The organism is Pseudomonas sp. USTB-Z (assembly GCF_019691255.1).
Taxonomy (GTDB): domain Bacteria; phylum Pseudomonadota; class Gammaproteobacteria; order Pseudomonadales; family Pseudomonadaceae; genus Aquipseudomonas; species Aquipseudomonas alloputida.
The window spans coordinates 50,434-69,017 of sequence record NZ_JAECZP010000024.1 but is presented as its reverse complement, the minus strand read 5'-3'; the positions used below and the strand labels follow the sequence as shown (position 1 = coordinate 69,017).

The following is an 18,584-nucleotide window of genomic DNA, read 5'->3' as shown; positions in this document are numbered from 1 at the left end:
GAACCCGATGCAACCCCTGCGCACGCTCAGCCTGTGGATGGACCAGCTCGACGAGCCGCTGTGCGCGCGCCCGGCACTGCGCAATGACCTCGACGTTGACGTGTGCATCATCGGTGCCGGCTATACCGGCCTTTGGACCGCGTACTACCTCAAGCGCCAGGCCCCCCAGCTGAACATTGCGGTGATCGAAGCCCAAATCGCCGGCTTCGGCGCCTCCGGCCGTAATGGGGGCTGGCTGATGGGCAACCTGCTCGGCGAAGACCGCCTGCTCGGCACCCTCTCGCCGCAACAGCGCCGCGCCAGCATCGACCTGCTGCACGGCATCCCGGATGAAGTGCATCGCGTGCTGCAAAGCGAAGGCATCGACTGCGACTACCGCAAAGGCGGCGTCCTTTATTGCGCAGCGCGCTACCCGGAGCAGGAACGCAGCCTGCGCGCCTACCTCGACGACTTGTATCGCCAAGGCATGACCGAGGACGACTACCGCTGGCTGAGCCCCGAGCAGCTGGGTAACCAGTTACGGGTCAGCAATGCGTTTGGAGCCATCTACAGCCCGCACACGGCGACCATCCAGCCAGCCAAGCTGGTGCGCGGCCTTGCCCGGGCAGTGGAGGCGCTGGGCGTATCGATCTACGAAAACACCCCGGCCATCGACTGGCAGCCGAGCGAGGTGCGTACCCCGCTGGCACAGATTCGCTGCCAGTGGATGGTGCCTGCCGTGGAGGGTTACGCCGCCAGCCTGCCGCCACTGGGCAAACACCAATTGCCAGTACAGAGCCTGCTGGTGGCCACCGAGCCGCTGCCAGAGGCCACCTGGGAGCAAATTGGCCTGAGCAAGGGCCAAGCCTTCAGTGAAAGCAGCCGCCAGGTCACCTACGGCCAGCGCACCGCCGACAACCGCCTGGTCTTCGGTGCTCGCGGTGGCTACCGCTTCGGTGGGCGTCTGCGCGAGAACTTCAACCTCGACGAACACGAAGTCGAACTGCGCCGCTACCTGTTCGGCGAACTGTTCCCGCAGCTCAAACAGGTACGCATCACTCATACCTGGGGCGGCAACCTCGGCATGGCGCGACGCTTCCGCCCACACATGCTTTGCGACCGCCAGCGCGGCATCGCCCTTGCCGGCGGCTACGGCGGCGAAGGCGTGGGGGCTACCAACCTGGGTGGGCGCACCCTGGCGGCGCTGATCCTCAACCAGCGCAACGAACTGACGGCGCAACCCTGGGTGCTCGACAACCGCCCGCTATCGAGCCTGGCCAGCTGGCCCCCCGAGCCCTGCCGCTGGCTGGGCTACAACGCGATCATCCAGAGCTTCGTCCATGAGGACCGGACCCTCGCCAACCCCGCCAGTGCGCCGTGGAGGCGGCGCCTGGCCATCTCGGTTGCGGACTTCATGGAAGGCTTCATGCACTGACTTCCCTTTTCACTCGTACAGGATCCACCGGTCATGAGCATCACCCAGTTCAAGAACACCGAATTTGCCGTGCTCGACAGCTCCAACCCGGTCGCGGTACCGCTCGGCGAACCCGTGGCAGTCACGTCAGTCACCTGCGTGGAGCGCAGCGATGGCGTTGAAACCGGCATCTGGGAATGCACCCCAGGGCGCTGGCGGCGGCAGATCGTGCAACAGGAGTTCTGCCATTTCATCAAGGGCCGCTGCACGTTCACCCCCGACGGTGGCGAGCCCCTGGTCATAGAAGCCGGAGACGCATTGATGCTACCGGCCAACAGCACCGGCACCTGGGACATCCTGGAGACCGTGCGCAAGACCTACGTGCTTATTTTCTGATCCGCTGATCGCCTGCCTTCGATAACAACAGACAAAGCAAGGTAAACCCGACATGCGCACCTTCCTCCTCGCCCCCCTGATGCTGGCCGCCAGCGTGGCCAGCGCCGCTGAAACGGTGAAGATCTACAACTGGTCCAGCTACGTGGCCCCCGATACGTTGAAGAACTTCCAGCAAGCCAGCGGCATCGTGCCGACCTATGACGTGTACGACAGCAATGAAACCCTCGATGGCAAGTTGATGACCGGCAATTCCGGCTACGACGTGGTGTTCCCCTCCAACCATTTCATGGCCCGGCAGATCCAGGGCAAGGCCTTGAAGCGCCTGGACAAATCCCAGCTGCCTAACTGGCACAACCTCAACCCGGTGCTGCTCAAGGCGCTGGAGGTGAACGACCCGGGCAACCAGTACGGCTTCCCGTACCTGTGGGGCAGTACCGGTATTGGCTACAACATCGACAAGGTCAAGGCGGTGCTCGGCGACAACGCGCCCGTGGACTCCTGGGACCTGATCTTCAAGCCCGAGTACATGAGCAAGCTGAAAAGCTGTGGCGTCGCGGTGCTGGACAATGGCCCCGAACTGCTGCCGATCGCCCTGCACTACCTGGGCTTGCCCCATCACAGCCAAGACCCCAAGGACTACGAGAAGGCCAAGGACCTGCTGATGAAAGTGCGGCCTTACATCAGCTATTTCCACTCGTCCAAGTACACGGGCGACCTGGCCAACGGCGATATCTGCGTGGTAGTGGGGTTCTCGGGGGATGTGCTGCAGGCGAAGAACCGCGCCGATGAGGCGAACAATGGCGTGAAGGTGGGCTATTCGATACCCAAGGAGGGCGCGCCGATGTGGTTCGACATGGTCGCCATGCCCGTCGATGCGCCGGATGAAAAGGCCGGATATGCCTACATGAACTACCTGCTGCAGCCGGAGGTGATGGCCAACATCAGCAACCACGTCCAGTACGCCAACGGCAACCTAAAGGCAGACGGGCTGGTGGACCCGGCGATGAAGGGTAATACGATGATTTACCCGAGCGACGAGGTGATGGGCAAGCTGTATGCGCTGGAGGCGATGCCGGCGAAGATCGACCGTATTCGTACGCGAATCTGGACCAGTATCAAAGCCGGAAATTGAAATGGGGCCGCCTAGCGGCCCCGATTTCAGGCCTTAATGGTGCTCGCGGGTAGCGCGGAACTTGATGTCCGGCCAGCGCTCTTCCATCAGCGCCAGGTTGACCCGGGTCGGCGCCAGGTAGGTCAGGTGACCGCCGCCGTCGATGGCCAGGTTTTCCATGGCCTTGGTCTGGAATTCCTCGAGCTTCTTCTTGTCATCGCAGCTGATCCAGCGCGCCGACCAGACGGTGATAGGCTCGTAGGCGCACTCGACCTTGTACTCTTCCTTCAGGCGGCTGGCGACCACGTCGAACTGCAGCACACCGACCGCACCCAGGATGATGTCGTTGCTGCGCTCAGGGAAGAACACCTGAGTAGCACCTTCTTCGGCCAGCTGCTGCAGGCCTTGTCGCAGTTGCTTGGATTTCAGCGGGTCTTTCAGGCGGACGCGGCGGAACAGCTCCGGCGCGAAGTGCGGAATACCGGTGAAGCCCAGCGCCTCGCCTTCGGTGAAGGTGTCGCCGATCTGGATGGTGCCGTGGTTGTGCAGGCCGATGATGTCACCGGCAAAGGCTTCTTCCAGCTGCTCACGCTCGGAGGAGAAGAACGTCAGCGCATCGCCGATACGCAGGTCTTTGTTCAAGCGCACGTGGCGCATTTTCATGCCCTTCTCGTACTTGCCCGAGCAGATGCGCATGAAGGCGATACGGTCGCGGTGTTTCGGGTCCATGTTCGCCTGGATCTTGAACACGAAGCCGGTGAACTTCTCTTCCACAGGCTCCACGGTGCGCTCGTGGGCCACACGGCCAAGCGGACGCGGCGCCCAGTCGACCACGGCGTCGAGCACGTGGTCGACACCGAAGTTGCCCAGCGCAGTACCGAAGAACACCGGGGTCAGCTGACCGTTGATGAACTCTTCCTGGTTGAACTCGTGGCAAGCGCCCTGCACCAGCTCCAGTTGCTCGACGAACGAATCGTACTGGTCGCCCAGGTGCGCGCGGGCTTCGTCCGAGTCCAGCTTCTGGATGATCTTGGCTTCGGTGCGCTCGTGGCCGTGGCCCGGGGTGTACACCACGATGTAGTCACCGGTCAGGTGGTACACGCCCTTGAAGTCGCGGTAGCAACCGATCGGCCAGGTGATTGGCGCGGCCTTGATCTTCAAAACGGCTTCGATCTCGTCGAGCAGTTCGATCGGGTCGCGGATGTCTCGGTCGAGTTTGTTGATGAAGCTGACGATGGGCGTGTCGCGCAGGCGGCACACGTCCATCAGGGCGATGGTACGCGGCTCTACACCTTTACCGCCGTCGAGCACCATCAGCGCCGAGTCCACCGCGGTCAGGGTGCGGTAGGTGTCTTCCGAGAAGTCTTCGTGGCCGGGGGTGTCGAGCAGGTTGATCATGTGCTCGCGGTACGGGAACTGCATCACCGAGGTGGTGATGGAGATGCCGCGCTGCTTCTCCATTTCCATCCAGTCGGAGGTGGCGTGGCGGTCGGACTTGCGCGACTTCACGGTACCGGCGACGGCAATGGCCTTGCCCATCAACAGCAGCTTCTCGGTGATGGTGGTCTTACCGGCGTCGGGGTGGGAAATGATTGCGAAAGTGCGGCGCTTCGCGACTTCGGCGGCCTGGTTGGTCATGGGAAATCGCCTGACTGGGGGATTTGAAAGGGGCAGTATCATACCTGAAGTTGGGCCTGGACCAAAATCTGCCGAATGAATGGCGCCTGTGCCGGGATCTTCGCGGGTAAACCCGCGCCTACAGGTACGACACAGGGTTCGGATGCGGTGCAGTCACTGTAGGAGCGGGTTTACCCGCGAAGAGGCCGGCACAGACAAAAGAAATCCAACAGGCAATCGATTTATCACGACAAATGCCCAAAGCGCAGTTATTTCAACGCCTGCAGCGCATTAAGTCGCTGTTTTTTCTCGCCAAAAATCCTGCCACCCAGCGATTAGCGCTGGCCAAATGCCGCCTCAGATGGGAACCTTTACGCCCACGGAGACGTCCACTCCCCTGCAACCCGCTTCGGTTGGGGACTGGTTTCATCAGCATTTTCGGGCCCGACGGGGTTCGGCTCATGGCCTGATCGCAGCCTTCGGCTTGCATCTCGCTGCTACTCGCGAACACACCACCCGCCGCCAGGATTGGCCGGCTTCCAAGAAGTGTGCTCGCCGACAACACAAGGAGTCCGCCTGTGGCTAAACGCTACGGAAAGGGGCTGTTGGGATGGGCCGCCGTGCTCGTCATCCTGGCCCTGCTGGTCCACTGGATCGGCATCGACACGATCGCGCGTTATCGCGACGATCTTGGGTTCTACCTGCAAGCGCACCTGGTATTGGTGCTGGCTTCGATGGCGGCGGCGCTGGCCGTGGGCATCCCCGCCGGCATTGCGTTAAGTCGACCGCACCGGGTCGACAAAGCCGAGCGTTTCATGCAGTTCTTCAACGTTGGCAACACCATCCCCCCTCTGGCCGTTCTGGCCATCGCCCTGAGTATCCTGGGCATCGGCGCCGGGCCTGCGATCTTCGCACTGTTCCTCGCGTCCCTCCTGCCCATCGTGCGCAACACCTACGAAGGCCTGAAAAACGTCCCCGCATCGCTCAAGGAAGCCGCTACCGGCATTGGCATGACCCCGCGCCAGCAACTCTGGCAGGTGGAACTGCCCAACGCCGTGCCGATCATCGTCGGCGGCGTACGCGTGGCCCTGGCGCTGAACGTGGGCACCGCACCGCTGGCATTCCTGATCGGCGCCAACAGCCTGGGCAGCCTGATCTTCCCCGGCATCGCCCTGAACAACCAGCCGCAGCTGCTGCTGGGTGCCGCCTGCACCGCGCTGCTGGCACTGGTGCTGGACGCGGCGGTGAGTTTCTCCAGCAGGCGCTGGCTGGAACGTGGCCTGGCCCAATAAGGATAGGAAACGTATGAAGAAGAGAATCGCCTTGCTGCTGGGCGCGGCCCTGCTGTTCGCAGGAGTTGCCCAGGCAGCGGAAAAACCCCTGGTGCGCATCGGCGCGCGGGTGTTCACCGAACAGACCGTGCTCGCCGAAATCACCGCGCAGTACCTGCGCGCCAACGGCTTTGACGTACGCGTCACCACCGGCCTTGGCAGCAGCATCGCTCGCCAGGCCCAGGAAACCGGCCAGCTCGACCTGATGTGGGAATACACCGGGGTGTCGCTGGTGTCCTACAACCACATCGATGAGCGTATGCCCAGTGCCGAGGCCACCTACGCCAAGGTCAAGGAGCTGGATGCCAAAAAAGACCTGATCTGGCTGACCCCGTCGAAATTCAGCAACACCTATGCCCTCGGCTTGCCGAAGCAGGTCGCCGAGGCCTACCCGCAGATCAACTCGATCAGCGACCTCAACCAGGTGCTGCGCGACGAGCGCAAGCGTAACCACCTGGTGGCTCTGGACACCGAGTTCGCCAACCGCCCCGACGGCCTGGTCGGGCTCAAGGAAATGTACGACCTGCAGGTCGGCCGCGCCAACATCCGCCAGATGGACGCGGGCCTGGTCTACACGGCCATGCACAACAACCAGGTGTTCGCAGGCCTGGTCTACACCACCGACGGTCGCCTGAGCGCGTTCAACCTCAAGCTGCTCGAAGACGACAAGCACTACTTCCCCGACTACACCGCCGCCCCGGTGGTGCGCAAGGCCGTGCTCGACGCCAACCCGCAACTGGTCGCCCTGCTCAAGCCACTGGCCGAGCAGCTCGATGACGAGACCATGCGCCAGCTCAATGCCAAGGTCGACGTGGACCACCAGAACCCGTCCGCAGTGGCCGCCGCATTCCTGCGAGAGCATCCCCTCAAGGAGGTACAGCCATGAGCCTGCTCGACACGTTCGCCCACCTCGACTGGGCCCAGGTGCTGCAACTGACCTGGCAGCACATCATGCTGGTCGGCATCGCCGTCGGCCTGGCGATCCTCGTTGGCGTGCCGCTGGGCATCCTGATGACCCGCTTCCCGGCGGTGGCCGGCCCGCTGCAGGCCAGCGCCACAGTGCTGCTGACCATCCCCTCGATTGCGTTGTTCGGCCTGCTGCTGCCGTTCTACTCCAAGTTCGGCCAGGGGCTGGGCCCCTTGCCGGCGATCACTGCCGTGTTTCTTTATTCGCTGCTGCCCATCCTGCGCAACACCTACCTGGCCCTGACCAATGTCGAGCCCGGTATCCGTGAAGCCGCGCGTGGCATCGGCATGACCTTCGGCCAGCGCCTGCGCATGGTCGAGCTGCCCATCGCCGTACCGGTGATCCTCGCCGGCGTGCGCACCGCCGTGGTGATGAACATCGGTGTGATGACCATTGCCGCCACCATCGGCGCCGGCGGCCTCGGCGTGCTGATCCTGACTTCCATCAGCCGCAGCGACATGTCGATGCTGCTGGTCGGCGCCGTACTGGTCAGCCTGCTGGCGATCATCGCCGACCTGCTGCTGCAAACCCTGCAACGTGCCCTGACTCCAGAAGGACTGCGCTCATGATCGAACTGAAGAACCTCAGCAAAACCTTCAACGTCAACGGCAAGGACGTCAAAGCCGTCGACTCGGTTAGCCTCACCGTCAATGAAGGGGAAATCTGCGTGTTCCTCGGCCCGTCGGGCTGCGGCAAGAGCACCACGCTGAAAATGATCAACCGCCTGATCACGCCCACCTCGGGCCAGGTGTTCATCAATGGCGAAGACACCACCGGGCTGGACGAAGTTACCCTGCGCCGGCACATCGGCTATGTGATTCAGCAGATTGGTCTGTTCCCCAACATGACCATCGAGGAGAACATTACCGTGGTCCCGCGCCTGCTTGGCTGGGACAAGCAGAAATGCCACGAGCGGGCTCGCGAGCTGATGCACATGATCAAGCTCGAACCCAAGCAGTACCTGCAACGCTACCCGCGCGAGCTGTCTGGCGGCCAGCAACAGCGTATCGGCGTGATTCGCGCCCTGGCAGCAGATGCACCCGTGCTGTTGATGGACGAGCCATTTGGCGCGGTCGACCCGATCAACCGCGAGATGATCCAGAACGAATTCTTCGAAATGCAGCGGGCGCTGAACAAGACGGTAATCATGGTCAGCCACGACATCGACGAAGCGATCAAACTGGGCGACAAGATTGCCATCTTCCGTGCCGGCAAGCTGTTGCAGCTGGATCACCCGGATACCCTGTTGGCGCACCCGGCGGATGATTTCGTCAGCAACTTTGTGGGCCAGGACAGCACCCTCAAACGCCTGTTGCTGGTGCGTGCCGAGGATGCAGCGGACAACGCGCCGTCGGTGAGCCCGGAAACACCGGTGGGCGACGCGCTGGAGCTGCTCGATGAGCACGACCGCCGCTACGTGGTGGTGACCGATGCGCAAAACAAGGCCTTGGGCTATGTGCGCCGGCGCGACATGCACCGCCAGCAAGGCACTTGCGGTGATTTCCTGCGGCCGTTCAATGCCACGGCCTCGTACGATGAGCACTTGCGCATCCTGCTGTCGCGCATGTACGAGTTCAACCGCGCGTGGTTGCCAGTGTTGGATGCCGAGCAGGTGTTCTTGGGCGAGGTGACGCAGGAGTCGATTGCCGCGTACCTGAGCTCGGGGAGATCGCGGGGGGCGAAGAGCAGTATCGTTTCGCCGGCCGAGGCGGTGGTTTCGTAATCGTCGGGGGCGCTTTGCACCCCTTCGCGGGTAAACCCGCTCCTACAACGGCCTGTGTTCAATCCCCGATGTATGTCCACCACCGATCATGTGTAGGAGCGAGCGAAGGGCCGCAAAGCGGCCCCGGCAATCTCGATCAAAACCCAACACTGGCCTGCACGTAGAAGGTTCGCGGCTCACCCACGTAAAGGCCGGCATTGTTGTCACTGGAGCGGGTGAAGTACTGCTTGTCGAACAGGTTCTTCACCCCCGCCGCCAGCTTCAGGTTGGACAGTTCAGGCCCGAATTCGTACCCACCGCGGGCATGCCAGGTCACATAACCCGGAATATCGCCATACTGCCCGTCAGCACTTGGCTGGGTAATGTAATCGCCATTGAAGCTGCCATCGGCATTGATCCCGGTTCCCGGCGCACGCTGCTTCGATTGGGCATAGGCGTCCAGGTTCCAGGTCCAGCGGTTAACTGCGTAACGCACCCCGGCAGTGGCCACCTGGCGTGAATAGAACGGCAGGTCTCGGCCCTTGAACCCTGGGATATCCCCTTCATAGGTCGCGCGGGTATAGGTGTAGCCACCGCTCACCGACAGCCCGTCCAGGCGCGGGTCCAGCCCGGCCAGGTCATAACGCACCGAAGCCTCGATGCCCTGGTGCTTGGTCGCACCGAGGTTGGTCCAGCCCACGTCGTTGCTGATGTACTGCAGCTCATCATCAAAGTCGATGTAGAACGCCGTCAGCTCACCGGCAAAGCCGCCATTGTCATAACGGGTACCGATTTCGTAGGTCTTGGCTTTTTCCGGCTCCAGGCCATTGGCCGTACTGTTGCCAGAACCGCCCTGGCCCAGCTGGAAGTACTGCAGGCTACCGAACGACGTCTCGTAGTTGGCGAACACCTTCCAGGCATCGGAAACGTGGTACATCACGCTCAGTGCCGGCAAAGGCTCGTTGCTGGTGATGCTGCGGTTCTTCTCGGCTACCGGGCGGTTGTTGGCGTCCAGCACCGGGCGGTCGCGCCAGTCGGTATTGATGTGCTCGAAGCGCACGCCAGGGGTGATGGTCCAGTTGCCCACGTCGATCTTGTCGTCGATGTAGTAGGCGCTGGCCTCGGTGCCGCCACTGCGGTCCTGGAACACGTGGCCGTCGGAAGTCGGGGTCACCGTCGGCACGTTGTCGATCAGCGCCAGGCGAGTCGATTGTTCGCGCATCGCTTCCTTCAGGTAACGGTAACCGACACTGACTTCCTGGGTGGTTGGGCCGGCAAAGAAGATGCGCGACACACGGGGTTCGATGGCAAAGGTGTGGTAGTTGCGCGGGTACGACGACAACGTCTTCATGTCCCGCGAGGCGATGGTGCTGCCGCGGAAGCTGTCGGTGTAGTAGGTCAGCACTTCGAACTGGGTGGCATCGTCGAGCTGCCGCTGCCATTTGAACGACACATCCTTGCGCCGGCCCGCGAAGTAGTCGTAATCGCGCAGGGACTGGTACGGGTTGCTGTCGTATTGGGCCTGGGTCAGGCCACCCGGCATGTCGGCACGGCCATCGTAATAATGGAAGTTCAGCCAGAACTCATCGACATCGGTTGGCGCCCAATGCGTCTTGAGGATTACGTCGTCGATGTCGTTGCCGTTGTTGCTTTCACGGTAACCGTTGCCATTCACCCCGGTGTACAACAGCGCCACGCCCATGCCATTGTCGGCCGTGCCACCGACGAAGGCTGACTCGGTATGTTTCCAGCCACCGTGCTGGGAGGTCTCCAGGGTGGTGGACAGCTCTGCCGAGGCCTTTTCCGGAATCGCCCGGGTTACAAAGTTGATCACGCCGCCCACGTTCTGCGGGCCATAGCGCACCGAGCCGGCACCGCGCACGACGTCGATGCTGTCGAGGTTGCCAGAAGAAATCGGTGCCATCGACAGCTGTGGCTGGCCATACGGCGCGAAGGCGGCCGGGATGCCATCGATCAGTACCGTGGAGCGCGGCGACAGGCGCGAAGTAAGGCCGCGTACGCCCACGTTCAGCGACAGGTCGCTGCCACCGGTCCCGTTGGAGTCCTGCACTTGCACGCCGGGGATGCCGCGCAGCACGTCGCGCACGTTCATTGCGCCCTTCTCCACCATTGCCTCGCGGCGTACCACGGTGCGTGCCCCAGGGTGGTTCTGTACCACGCTCTGCTGGGCATCACCCAGCCAGTCACCGACCACCTTGATGTCGGTGGGTGCCAGCTCCAGGCTGCCGCTGCCCAGGTCAAGGGTAGTCGGCAGAGGCTTCACCACAACGGTGTCCCCGGACATCTCGTAGGTGAGCCCGCTGCCTTGCAACAGCTGTTGCAGCGCCTGCACCGGCGCCAGGTTGCCCGATACCGCCGGGGCCTGTTTGCCGGCGACCAGCTCGGGGCTGAAAAACAGCTGCAGGCTGGTTTGCTGGCCGAGCTGGTTCAGCGCCGAACCCAACGGCTGGGCCTGGATGTGGAGGGCATTAGCGGCCTCTGCGGCCTGGCTGCCAAGGGCCACAGTACTGACCGCCAGGGCCAGCGCCAGGGCGCGAAAGCGTGGGAGAGGTTTGTTGTTGTTCACGTCGTCGAAACATCCTGGAATGCGGAATAAACGCCAACCGCGTGCAAATGGAAATGCTTGGCAGTTGCAGCTGGCGAGGAAGACGAACGAGTGAAAAAAAACCTGAATCTATTTGGCGATTATTTCGCTGGAGCCGTCTTCATAGGCTTTGATGGCCACCGGGAGGATGCTCGGCAAGGCCCGCAGCAGAGCGTCTGTATCGTTGGTACTGAAGGTACCGGACAGGCGCAGCCGGGCGACTTTCCCAGAGGCGACCCGCAATGGCTGGCGACGGTAGCGCGAGGTTTCGGCCACTACTTCGGCGAGGGTTGCGTTGTCGAACACCAGCTTGCCTTGTCGCCATGCGGTCATGGCGCCGGTGTTGACCGCATAGGGTGCGGCGACCAGGCCCTGTACATCTATATGCGACCCCTGCCCGGCCGTCAGTTGCGCCAGCGAGTCGCCCTTGCCCTGCACCCGCACCGACCCCTGCTCCACCGCCACACGGGTGCTGGCTGGGTCCAGGCGGACGTCAAAGCGGGTACCTGTGACGATCACACTGCCCTGGGCAGTGTCGACCACAAATGGCCGGTTACTGTCATGGGCGACGCTGAACATCACTTCACCGGCGTTCAGGCGCACGTGCCGCCGGCCGGCGCTGAACTCGACCTGCACCTGCGTGTTGCCATTGAGCTCCAGATGCGAGCCATCCGGCAGTTCGACCTGACGGCGCTCATTGAAGGCCGTCTGCAGGCTGCCTTGATGGTTCAGTTGCAGGTGGTGCCAGCCGCCCCAGCCCAGGCCAAGCGCCACTACCGCGACACTGGCGGCCAACGCCTGGCGCATGAAACGCCGTCTTGGCAGCTGCGGCACCGAGTCTGGCTGGCACAGTGCCTCCAGGTGCTGACGTGGAATGAAGTCGGCGGCCTGCCACACGCGGCAGAGATGCTCATATTCTTCCCGGTGGTGCTCGTCGCTCGCCAACCAGGCATGCAACTGCTTGTGCAGCCCGGCATCCCGAGGCGCATCCTGCACGCGGGCGAACCATGCGGCCGCCTGCTCGCGGACGGCATCGGTACCGTGCTGTTTCATCGAAAAGGCCTCCTGACTCTTCATGCCGACACATCCAGGTGCTCACGCAGGTGCCGAAGCGTGCGGATCATATACTTTTCGACCATGTTCTTGCTCAACCCCATGCGCTCGGCAATCTCGGCCTGGGTCAGGCCTTCGAGCTTCTGCCAGATGAACACCTGCCGGCAGTTGAGTGGCAGCTTGGCAAGCGCCCGCTCGACGCTGTCGGCCAGCTCCAGGGCATGCACGTAGGCTTCCGGGTCGCCACTGCCGGTTGCGCCTTCGTCGAAGGCTTCCCGCTCCAGTGCCTGGCGCCGGTCTTCGCGACGGAAGCCATCCACAGCGATGTTGCGCGCAGCCTGATGCAGGTAGGCGCGTGGCTGCTCAACCTGCTCGCGCGGGGTTTCCAGTACCCGGACAAAGGCATCGTGGGTGAGGTCTTCGGCCTGCTGACGACTGCGCAGCTTGCGCGTCCAGGTGCCGATCAGCTCATGGTAGTGGTCGAGGAAGCCTTTGTGTCCGGACACGGTCGGGGTCATCAGGGAGGCAGATAAGGGTGCGAATAGTAATGTTTCGCATCAAAAGCAGCAAATCCGCCAGTCGGTAACAAAAAATTTATGGGCGGTTTCCTGTACGGAGGTACCAGGAAAATGTGGCCATAAATATGAACACCTCCGCCCTTTTCGCGGGCAAGCCCGCCCCCACATGGAACGCGTATCCCCTGTAGGAGCGGGCTTGCCCGCGAAGGGCCCAACACGCTCCATTCCACAATTTTTTACGCTTGAAAGATCGCAGGGAACATCAGCCGGTCACACGAGTCGGTTATTCAAATGGCTGGTCGTCGATCCACGTCGATCACGCCCGGATTGCCTGTTGATTCTGCATTCTTCACGCCCTAAAGTGCGCGCCGAACGTCCATGCTGGAAACGATCCATCCGGCTCAAGTACTGAGTAGGCGAACCAAAGTGGGGATACGGAGGACGTTCAGTTTGCAGCCACTTAATCTTTCAGTTTGCCCATGGAGTCCCTGAGCATGTCGATCCAGGTCGAAGACTATTTCGCGCGTGAAACCTTCCAGAAAATGAAGGCGTTCGCTGACAAGCAGGAAACCCCGTTCGTACTCATCGACACCCAGATGATCAGCCAGGCGTACGACGACCTGCGCGCCGGTTTCGAATTTGCCAAGGTCTACTACGCGGTCAAGGCCAACCCGGCCGTGGAAATCATCGACCTGCTCAAAGAGAAAGGTTCGAGCTTCGACATCGCCTCGATCTACGAGCTGGACAAAGTGATGGGCCGCGGTGTCAGCGCCGACCGTATCAGCTACGGCAACACCATCAAGAAGTCCAAGGACATCCGCTACTTCTACGAGAAGGGCGTGCGCCTGTACGCCACCGACTCGGAAGCCGACCTGCGCAACATCGCCAAGGCCGCACCGGGCTCGAAAGTGTATGTGCGTATTCTGACTGAAGGCTCCACCACTGCCGACTGGCCGCTGTCCCGCAAGTTCGGCTGCCAGACCGACATGGCCATGGACCTGCTGATCCTCGCCCGCGACCTGGGTCTGGTGCCTTATGGCATCTCCTTCCACGTGGGCTCGCAGCAACGCGACATCAGCGTGTGGGACGCCGCCATCGCCAAGGTCAAGGTAATCTTCGAACGCCTGAAAGAAGAAGACGGCATCGAACTGAAGCTGATCAACATGGGTGGTGGCTTCCCGGCCAACTACATCACCCGTACCAACAGCCTGGAAACCTACGCCGAAGAAATCATCCGCTTCCTCAAGGAAGACTTCGGTGACGAACTGCCGGAGATCATCCTCGAGCCCGGCCGTTCGCTGATCGCCAACGCTGGCATCCTGGTCAGCGAAGTGGTGCTGGTCGCACGTAAGTCGCGTACCGCCGTCGAGCGCTGGATCTACACCGACGTGGGCAAGTTCTCCGGCCTGATCGAAACCATGGACGAAGCCATCAAGTTCCCGATCTGGACCGAGAAGAAAGGCGAAGCCGAGGAAGTGGTCATCGCCGGCCCGACCTGCGACAGCGCCGACATCATGTACGAGAACTACAAGTACGGGCTGCCGCTGAACCTGGCCATCGGTGACCGCCTGTACTGGCTGTCGACCGGCGCCTACACCACCAGCTACAGCGCAGTGGAATTCAACGGATTCCCGCCGCTGAAGGCTTACTACCTGTAATGCACAACGGGGCTGAAAGGCCCCGTTTTCATGTGCGTGCTGTCGGTGCTGGCCTCTTTGTGGATAAACCGTACAACGGCCTGCGCCCAACCACCGATACGTGTGTAGGCGCGGGTTTACCCGCGAATACGGCGGCGGCGGCAACGGTGAACGACCAGTGGAAATTGGCCAGCACAGTCAACCACCACGCCGTTCGATCTCCTCGGCATAGCGCCCGGCAAAGGCCATGAGCACCGGCCCCGCCTCCTGCAAGGTCACCAGCGCCGCACGCAGGAAGTTCATGTTGCCCTCGATCCGCGCCCGCTCCAGCCAAGGCGCGGCCTCCGCCACCTGGCCACGTTCGACCAGCACCAGCGCCAGGCTGAACATCCCACGAAAATCCCCCGCCTCGGCCGAACGCCGATACCAGCGCACCGCCCGCGCCGGGCTGGGCGCCGTGGCAATGCCCTGCTCCAGGTAACGCCCATACAGGTTCATCGATTTGGCATGCCCCAGCTGCGCAGCCTTCTCGTAGCACATCAGTGCCTGCGCCTGATTGGCCGGCACCCCACGCCCGGTCGCCAGAAGGTTGCCCAGGTTATACAGGCCCCAGTCCAAACCCGAATCGGCCGCACGGGCGTAGTGAACGGCCGCCTGCACCAAACTCACCTCGCCGCCCCAGCCATGCTCCAGGCAACGCCCGAGCATGTTGTGCGCCATGGCACTGCCACCCTGTGCAGCGATACCGAACCAACGCCGGGCAACCGTGGCATCCTGCTGGATGCCACGCCCATCCAGCAGGATCTGCCCCAGCAGCAACTGCGCCTCGACCGCGCCCTGCCCCGCTGCCGCCAGAATCGCCTGGGCGGCCTTGCCAGGGGTTTCCTCGAGCATGGCCTGCAAGCCGGCCACATCCACTACTTCCTCACGTCGCAGCAGGTAGGACACGGCTCAGACCTCAGCCCAGCGGCGCAGCAAGTTATGGTAGGTGCCCGTCAGCTGCAACAGCGAAGGATGGTCCGGCACATCGGCGGTCAGTTGCTGGATGGCGTTGTCCATCTCGAACAGCAGCGTCCGCTGGCTGTCATCGCGCACCAGGCTCTGGGTCCAGAAGAATGCGGCATAGCGTTGGCCACGGGTCACTGGGTTGACCTTGTGCAGGCTTGTGCCGGGGTACAGCACCATGTCACCGGCGGCCAGCTTGACCTGCTGCACGCCATAGGTGTCCTGGATCACCAGCTCACCGCCGTCGTAGCTTTCCGGGTCACTGAGGAACAGCGTGGAAGACAGGTCGGTACGCACCCGCTCCGGGCTGCCTTTGGGCTGGCGCAGGGCGTTGTCGATGTGGAAACCGAAGTTGCCGCCTTCGCGGTAGCAGTTGATCAGCGGTGGGAACACCTTGTGCGGCAAGGCTGCCGACATGAAGCGTGGGGTTTTCCACAGGCGGTCGATCAGCGCACTGCCGATTTCCTTGGCCAGCGCATGGCCTTCCGGCAACTGCAGGTTGTGCTTGGCCTTGGCCGACTGATAACCCGCCGTAACCTTGCCATCGGCCCAGTCGGCCCGCTCCAGCGCCTCGCAGATACGGGCCAGTTCATCAGCGTCGAACAGGCCTGGGATGTGAAGCAGCATGGCAACGGCACCGTTAGGAAATGTAAAGGCGCAATGATATTGATTCCCTTTTGCGCTACACAAGCCCCATTCGCCACTTAAGACGTTTCAGCGGCATGAAACCGTAAAGACAAATTGTAAAGATTGTAAATTCTTCACGAATGGTAACGAGTCTCAATTGTTAGTCAAAATTGCTTACATTAAGATCCACCGCCTCAATACCTTGGGGAAGGTTCTTTGCAATGCGCCAGTACGTACCATCTGCTGTGAGTTCGCCACGCCTGATCGTGTCTGCCATCGGTGTCGCCCTGAGTGCCTCGTCGGCCTATGCCGCCGATCCGGCCGCCAGCAGCGCCATCACCCTCGATGCCACCAGCGTCAACGGCAAGGCTGAACAAGCCAGCACCGATTACAAGGTGGACAAGGCCGCCTCGCAGAAGTACACCGCGCCGCTGGTAGACACCCCGCGCTCGATAACCGTGATCCCGCAGCAAGTGATCAAGGACACCAACGCCCTGACCCTGCAGGATGCCCTGCGCACCGTACCCGGCATTACCTTCGGTGCCGGCGAAGGTGGCAACCCGCAAGGCGACCGCCCGTTCATTCGTGGCTTCGACGCCCAGGGCGATACCTACCTGGACGGCGTACGTGACACTGGCGCCCAAACCCGCGAAATCTTCGCCATCGAATCTGTTGAAGTGGCCAAGGGGCCGAACTCGGCCATCGGTGGCCGCGGCGCGGCCGGCGGTACCATCAACCTGGTAAGCAAGCGCGCGCATCTGGGCAACTCGCTGGACGGCGCCTGGACCTGGGGCAGCGACCAGACCCAGCGCTACACCTTCGATGGCAACTACCAGTTCAGCGATACCGTTGCCGGTCGCCTGAACCTGATGACCCACGAAAGCAACGTCGCCGGCCGCGACAAGGTCAACTACGACCGCTGGGGTATCGCCCCGTCGCTGGCCTTTGGCCTGGGCACGCCGACCCGCGTCAACCTTGACTACTACCACCTGGAAAGTGACGACCTGCCGGATTCGGGTATCCCTTACACCATCCCGACCAACGGCAGCGCCGGGCGCACCTCGGCACACCCGAGCAAGCCGAATGATGGCGGCGACAGTGATAACTTCTATGGCCTGACCGGCCGCGACTTCCGCAAGACCCGAGTGGATATCGCAACCTTCGCCGTCGAGCACGACCTGACCGACTCGCTGACCATCAAGAACACCCTGCGTCACGGCAACAGCATGCAGGACTACATCCTGACCCAGCCCGACGACAGCAAGGGCAACGTCAACAACGGCAGTGTCTGGCGCCGCGCCAACACCCGTGTCGGCAACACCGCCACTACCACCAACCAGACCGATCTGTTCGGCGAGTTCTACGTTGGCGGCATGAAAAACAGCTTCTCGACCGGTATCGAACTGAGCCGTGAAGAAAGCGAGCGCTCAAGCTACACCGTCGACACCGACACCGTGCCAGGCGGGTCTGCCAACAGCAACTGCACCCCAGGCATGATCGGCGCCACCAGTGGCTATAACTGCACTTCGCTGAGCAACCCGAACCCGGATGATCCGTGGAACGGCGCCATCTCGCGCAACTATGCCGGCACCACCACCAACAGCAAGACCCGTGCAATCTACGTGTTCGACACCCTGGAGCTTACCCCGGAGTGGCTGGTCAACATGGGCCTGCGCTACGACCACTTTGACACCGACTACAAGACCTACAACGCCGCTGGCACCACCACCGCCAAAGGCAAAGATGTCAGCGAGTTCGTCACCGGCCAGCTGGGCCTGGTGTGGAAGCCGGCCGAAAACGGCAGCATCTACGTGTCCTATGCCACCTCCGCCACACCACCTGGCGCCATGCTTGGCGAAGGTACCGAAGGCAACCCGCTGGGCGGCACGCCAGACCGTAACGGCAACCTGCTGGGCAGCGACATGGAGCCGGAAGAAACCACCAACTACGAGATCGGTACCAAGTGGGACCTGCTTGACCAGCGTCTGTCGCTGGCTGCCGCGCTGTTCCGCACCGAGAAGGAAAACGCCCGGGTCCAGGTCAACACCAATACCTACGAGAACATTGGCGAGACCCGGGTTCAAGGTATCGAACTGTCGGCCAGCGGCAAGCTGACCGACAAGTGGCAGGTGTTCGCCGGCTACACCTACATGCAGGCTCGCCAGATCGACGGCGGCCCGGTGGGCAAGGCCAACGACGGCAACCAGCTGCCGAACACGCCAAACAACAGCGCCAGCCTGTGGACCACCTACTCGATCACACCAAAGCTGACCGTTGGCGGTGGTGCGTTCTACGTGGATGACGTGTACGGCAGCGTGGCCAACACCACCATGGTCGACAGCTACGTACGCTACGACGCCATGGCCGCCTACAAGCTGACCAAGAACGTCGACCTGCAACTGAACGTGCAGAACCTGACCAACGAGGTGTACTACGACAAGGCCTTCTCCACCCACTTCGCCAACCAGGCGGCTGGGCGGACGGCACTGCTGACCACCAGCGTCCACTTCTGATGTCGGGATTGGGTTGATCCGCTAGAAGGGCTGCTCCTGTGGCGGCCTCTTCGCGGGCTTGCCCGCTCCCACAAGTCCACCACAACCTTCAAACCCTGTGGTGTACCTG

The 18,584-nt window shown here is 62.2% G+C and carries 15 protein-coding genes; 9 read left to right on the top strand and 6 right to left on the bottom strand.

Going from position 1 to position 18,584, the window contains the following annotated elements:
- Positions 1-7 precede the first annotated feature (7 nt).
- Genes I8746_RS22725 through I8746_RS22715 form a run of 3 tightly spaced genes read left to right on the top strand, consistent with a single transcriptional unit; the run spans position 8 to position 2,921 of the window.
- Positions 8-1,414, top strand: coding sequence for an FAD-binding oxidoreductase (locus tag I8746_RS22725; protein WP_047603303.1), 1,407 nt, complete (start codon positions 8-10; stop codon positions 1,412-1,414).
- A gap of 33 nt (positions 1,415-1,447) precedes the next feature.
- Entirely contained in the window at positions 1,448-1,789 is a 342-nt protein-coding gene (locus tag I8746_RS22720) for a cupin domain-containing protein (protein ID WP_003248474.1), read from the top strand.
- Positions 1,790-1,841: 52 nt separating this feature from the next.
- Positions 1,842-2,921: a polyamine ABC transporter substrate-binding protein gene (locus I8746_RS22715; protein ID WP_003248478.1), complete on the top strand. Its 1,080-nt coding sequence runs from the start codon at positions 1,842-1,844 to the stop codon at positions 2,919-2,921.
- Positions 2,922-2,954: 33 nt separating this feature from the next.
- On the opposite strand, the gene I8746_RS22710 is transcribed toward I8746_RS22715, so the two are convergent.
- The gene (locus I8746_RS22710) at positions 2,955-4,538 is read right to left on the bottom strand and encodes a peptide chain release factor 3 (protein WP_003248481.1); all 1,584 of its coding nucleotides are present in this window, start codon (positions 4,536-4,538) and stop codon (positions 2,955-2,957) included.
- Positions 4,539-5,095: 557 nt separating this feature from the next.
- Here I8746_RS22710 and I8746_RS22705 point away from each other — a divergent pair.
- Genes I8746_RS22705 through I8746_RS22690 form a run of 4 tightly spaced genes read left to right on the top strand, consistent with a single transcriptional unit; the run spans position 5,096 to position 8,538 of the window.
- On the top strand, positions 5,096-5,809 hold the full coding sequence (locus I8746_RS22705) for an ABC transporter permease (protein WP_003248483.1): 714 nt from the start codon (positions 5,096-5,098) through the stop codon (positions 5,807-5,809).
- A gap of 13 nt (positions 5,810-5,822) precedes the next feature.
- A complete protein-coding gene (locus tag I8746_RS22700) occupies positions 5,823-6,734 on the top strand; it encodes a glycine betaine ABC transporter substrate-binding protein (RefSeq protein ID WP_110744911.1) in 912 nt (303 codons plus the stop codon).
- Positions 6,731-7,384, top strand: coding sequence for an ABC transporter permease (locus I8746_RS22695; RefSeq protein WP_010952080.1), 654 nt, complete (start codon positions 6,731-6,733; stop codon positions 7,382-7,384). Before I8746_RS22700 ends, I8746_RS22695 begins: the two co-directional genes overlap by 4 nt.
- The gene (locus I8746_RS22690; RefSeq protein WP_003248489.1) at positions 7,381-8,538 is read left to right on the top strand and encodes a betaine/proline/choline family ABC transporter ATP-binding protein; all 1,158 of its coding nucleotides are present in this window, start codon (positions 7,381-7,383) and stop codon (positions 8,536-8,538) included. The genes I8746_RS22695 and I8746_RS22690 overlap by 4 nt, the downstream gene beginning before the upstream one ends.
- A gap of 136 nt (positions 8,539-8,674) precedes the next feature.
- Here I8746_RS22690 and I8746_RS22685 read toward each other — a convergent pair whose 3' ends face one another.
- The 3 genes from I8746_RS22685 to I8746_RS22675 all read right to left on the bottom strand — a co-directional run bounded on the left by I8746_RS22685 (position 8,675) and on the right by I8746_RS22675 (position 12,693).
- Complete coding sequence (locus I8746_RS22685; RefSeq protein ID WP_221101077.1) at positions 8,675-11,104, bottom strand: TonB-dependent receptor; 2,430 nt, start codon at positions 11,102-11,104, stop codon at positions 8,675-8,677.
- Between the two features lie 108 nt (positions 11,105-11,212).
- A complete protein-coding gene (locus I8746_RS22680) occupies positions 11,213-12,175 on the bottom strand; it encodes a FecR family protein (protein WP_221101076.1) in 963 nt (320 codons plus the stop codon).
- 20 nt (positions 12,176-12,195) lie between these two features.
- Entirely contained in the window at positions 12,196-12,693 is a 498-nt protein-coding gene (locus tag I8746_RS22675) for an RNA polymerase sigma factor (RefSeq protein WP_088512986.1), read from the bottom strand.
- 494 nt (positions 12,694-13,187) lie between these two features.
- Between I8746_RS22675 and I8746_RS22670 the strand changes: the two genes are divergently transcribed.
- On the top strand, positions 13,188-14,351 hold the full coding sequence (locus I8746_RS22670) for a type III PLP-dependent enzyme (protein WP_003248498.1): 1,164 nt from the start codon (positions 13,188-13,190) through the stop codon (positions 14,349-14,351).
- A gap of 177 nt (positions 14,352-14,528) precedes the next feature.
- Here the strand turns inward: I8746_RS22670 and I8746_RS22665 are convergent, their stop codons facing one another.
- Together I8746_RS22665 and I8746_RS22660 are read right to left on the bottom strand one after the other, a co-directional pair.
- Positions 14,529-15,278: a tetratricopeptide repeat protein gene (locus tag I8746_RS22665; RefSeq protein ID WP_161774098.1), complete on the bottom strand. Its 750-nt coding sequence runs from the start codon at positions 15,276-15,278 to the stop codon at positions 14,529-14,531.
- Between the two features lie 3 nt (positions 15,279-15,281).
- The gene (locus tag I8746_RS22660; protein ID WP_012051256.1) at positions 15,282-15,962 is read right to left on the bottom strand and encodes a Fe2+-dependent dioxygenase; all 681 of its coding nucleotides are present in this window, start codon (positions 15,960-15,962) and stop codon (positions 15,282-15,284) included.
- 221 nt (positions 15,963-16,183) lie between these two features.
- On the opposite strand from I8746_RS22660, the gene I8746_RS22655 reads away from it, so the two are divergent.
- A complete protein-coding gene (locus I8746_RS22655; protein WP_012051255.1) occupies positions 16,184-18,475 on the top strand; it encodes a TonB-dependent siderophore receptor in 2,292 nt (763 codons plus the stop codon).
- Positions 18,476-18,584: the final 109 nt, after the last annotated feature.